The organism is Pseudomonas sp. Leaf127, assembly GCF_001423155.1.
Lineage (GTDB): Bacteria > Pseudomonadota > Gammaproteobacteria > Pseudomonadales > Pseudomonadaceae > Aquipseudomonas > Aquipseudomonas ovata.
Window position 1 is genome coordinate 1 of sequence record NZ_LMOA01000016.1, and the last position, 3,113, is coordinate 3,113.

1 protein-coding gene is annotated in these 3,113 nt (G+C 61.6%); it reads left to right on the forward strand.

Features of this window, described 5'->3' with window-relative positions; all coding sequences use genetic code 11:
• A partial coding sequence (locus tag ASF84_RS10640; protein WP_156684204.1) for a non-ribosomal peptide synthetase occupies positions 1-3,113 on the forward strand: 3,113 nt, incomplete at both ends.

A 3,113-nucleotide genomic window follows, 5' to 3' on the forward strand; every position in this document is an offset into this window, starting at 1 on the left:
GCTGTCGCCGATGCAGCAGGGCATGTTGTTCCACAGCCTGTACGAGCAGGAAGCGGGCGACTACATCAACCAGATGCGGGTGGATGTCGAAGGGCTGGACGTCGAGTCGTTCCGCCGGGCCTGGCAGCAGACCGTGGAGGCCCATGACAGCCTGCGCAGTGCGATTGTCTTGCAGGGCGACCTGGAGCATCCGGTGCAGGTGGTCTACAAACAGGTGCAACTGCCGTTTGCCAGCCATGACCTGAGCACTCAAGCCGATGTACAGGCGAAGCTGGACAGGCTGGCCACCGAGGAGCGTCAACAAGGCTTCGAGCTGAGCCAGGCGCCGCTGTTGCGTCTGGTGGTCGTGCGTACCGGCGAAGGCCGGCATCACTTGATCTACACCAACCACCACATTCTTATGGATGGCTGGAGTAACTCGCGATTGCTGGGCGAGGTGCTGCAACGCTACACCGGTCAATCCGTGGCGCTGCCGGCAGGGCGTTATCGCGATTACATTGCCTGGTTGCAGCGTCAGGACGCGACGGCCAGCGAGACGTTCTGGAAAGCGCGGCTGGCTGAGCTGGAGGGGCCAGTGCAACTGGTTCTGGCCACCCGTAGCCTGACGCCGGGCGAATCAGGCTATGGCGATCATCATCAGGATTTTGGCGCCGCATCGACGCAGAAGCTGAAAGCCTTTGCCCAGCAGCACAAGGTGACGGTCAATACGCTGGTGCAATCGGCCTGGTTGCTCTTGCTGCAACGCTATACCGGGCATACGGGCGTGTGCTTCGGTGCAACGGTCGCCGGGCGTCCGGCTGAACTGGCCGGCGTCGAAGATCAGATCGGCTTGTTCATCAATACCCTGCCGGTCATCGCCAGTCCGCGAGCCGAGCAACCGGTACGCGACTGGATCGCTCAGGTCCAGGCGCAGAACCTGCAGGTGCGCGAGTACGAGCACACGCCGCTGTACGATGTACAGCGCTGGGCCGGTTGGGGCACTGACGGGCTGTTCGACAACATTCTGGTGTTTGAAAACTATCCGGTGGCACAGGCCCTGCAACAAGGCTCACCGGCGGGACTTTCGTTCAGCTCGACGGCCAGCCTGGAGCAGACCCACTACCCATTGACGTTGACCGTCAGCCTGGAAGACGCGCTGGCTGTTCACTACAGCTATGACCGTCAGCACTTCGATGCACAAGCGGTCGGGCAAGTGGCCGTACACTTTTGCACGTTGCTTGAGGCGCTGATCGTCAATGCCGAGACGCCCATCGGTGAGCTGTCGATCCACAGCCACGACACGCAACGTCAATGGGTCGATAAGTGGAGCCGCAAGCCGTCCGTTTACCCAAGCGAGCGCTGTATCCACCAGTTGATCGAGGAGCAGGTCGAGCGTACGCCAGATGACACGGCGTTATTGTTCGGTGATCAGCAACTGAGCTACCGCGAACTCAATCGCCGGGCCAACCGTCTGGCGCACCGATTGATCGAGCTGGGCGCAGGCCCGGACGTGCCGGTCGGTATTGCCGTGGAGCGTGGCCTGGAGATGGTCGTGGGCCTGTTGGGCATTCTCAAGGCCGGTGGCGCCTACGTGCCGCTGGACCCCGAATATCCACGTGATCGCCTGGCTTACATGCTGGAGAACAGTGGTGCCCGGTTATTGCTGACACAAGCGCAGTTCAGGGATCGACTGCCTGTGCCTGACGGCATCGAAAGCCTGGAAATGGAGGCCTCCGGGCACTGGCTGGCAGAGTACAGCGAGGCCAATCCGCACAACCGTACCGCACAGCAGAACCTCGCCTATGTGATGTACACCTCAGGTTCCACCGGACGGCCCAAAGGTGTGGGCATTCAGCAGGGTTCCTTGACACGGCATGCGTGGGTGTCGATCGGCTTCTTCAAGCTGACGCCGCAGGATCGTATTCTGCAGTTTGCGACCTTCAACTTCGATGGGTTCGTCGAACAGTTGTACCCGGCGCTGATTTGCGGTGCTTCAGTGGTGATTCGTGGCAAGGACGTCTGGGACAGCGACACGTTCTATCAGGTACTGATCGACAAGGACATCAGCGTTGTCGACTTGACCACCGCCTACTGGTTCATGTTGGCCAAGGACTTCCAGGGCAAGAAAGGCCGTGATTATGGCCGGCTGCGTCAGGTGCATTCCGGTGGTGAAGCGATGCCGCCAGAAGGCATTGCCGCGTGGAAAGAAGCCGGTCTTGCGCATATTCGCCTGCTCAATACCTACGGTCCGACCGAGGCGACGGTCACGGTCACCGCGCACGACTGCCAGACCTACCTGGAGGGCAGTAAGTCGTTGCCGACCCTGGTGCCCATCGGGCAAGTGCTGGACGGGCGCTCAATCTATGTGCTGGACACGGTGGGCGACATCGTGACCCAGGCGGCGATTGGTGAGCTGGTGATCGGTGGCGACCTGCTTGCCCGTGGCTACCATGCACGTCCCGCGCTGACGGCCGAACGCTTCATTCCCGACCCGTTCGACGAGCAGGGCGGCGGGCGCCTGTACCGCAGCGGTGACCTGGCGCGCTACTTCGACGACGGTGTGATCGAATACGCCGGTCGCGTCGACCATCAGGTAAAGATCCGCGGTTTCCGTATCGAACTGGGTGAAATCGAAGCGCGCCTGCAGGAACAGGCCGCCGTACGCGATGCCGTGGTGTTGGCGCACGAGGGACCGAATGGCCCGCAACTGGTGGCGTATGTGGTGCCTGCCCGAACGGTTGAAGGTGCCGACTCTTCTTCTGCACTGCGCGAGACCTTGCGCGGTGCACTCAAGAGCAGTCTGCCGGACTACATGGTGCCGGCGCACCTGATGTTCCTTGATCTCCTGCCGCTGACGCCCAATGGCAAGCTGGACCGCAAGGCACTGCCAGCACCGGAAGGTCATGTGCAGCCGCACTATCTGGCGCCACAGAGCACTCTGGAGCAACAGATTGCAGGCCTCTGGCAGGACGTCCTCAAACTTGAGCGCGTAGGCCTGACCGACAACTTCTTCGAGCTGGGCGGCGATTCGATCATTTCCCTGCAAGTGGTCAGCCGCGCCCGCCAGGCCGGGATTCAGTTCACCCCCAAGGACCTGTTCCAGCATCAGACGGTGCAGGCCCTGGCCCTGGTGG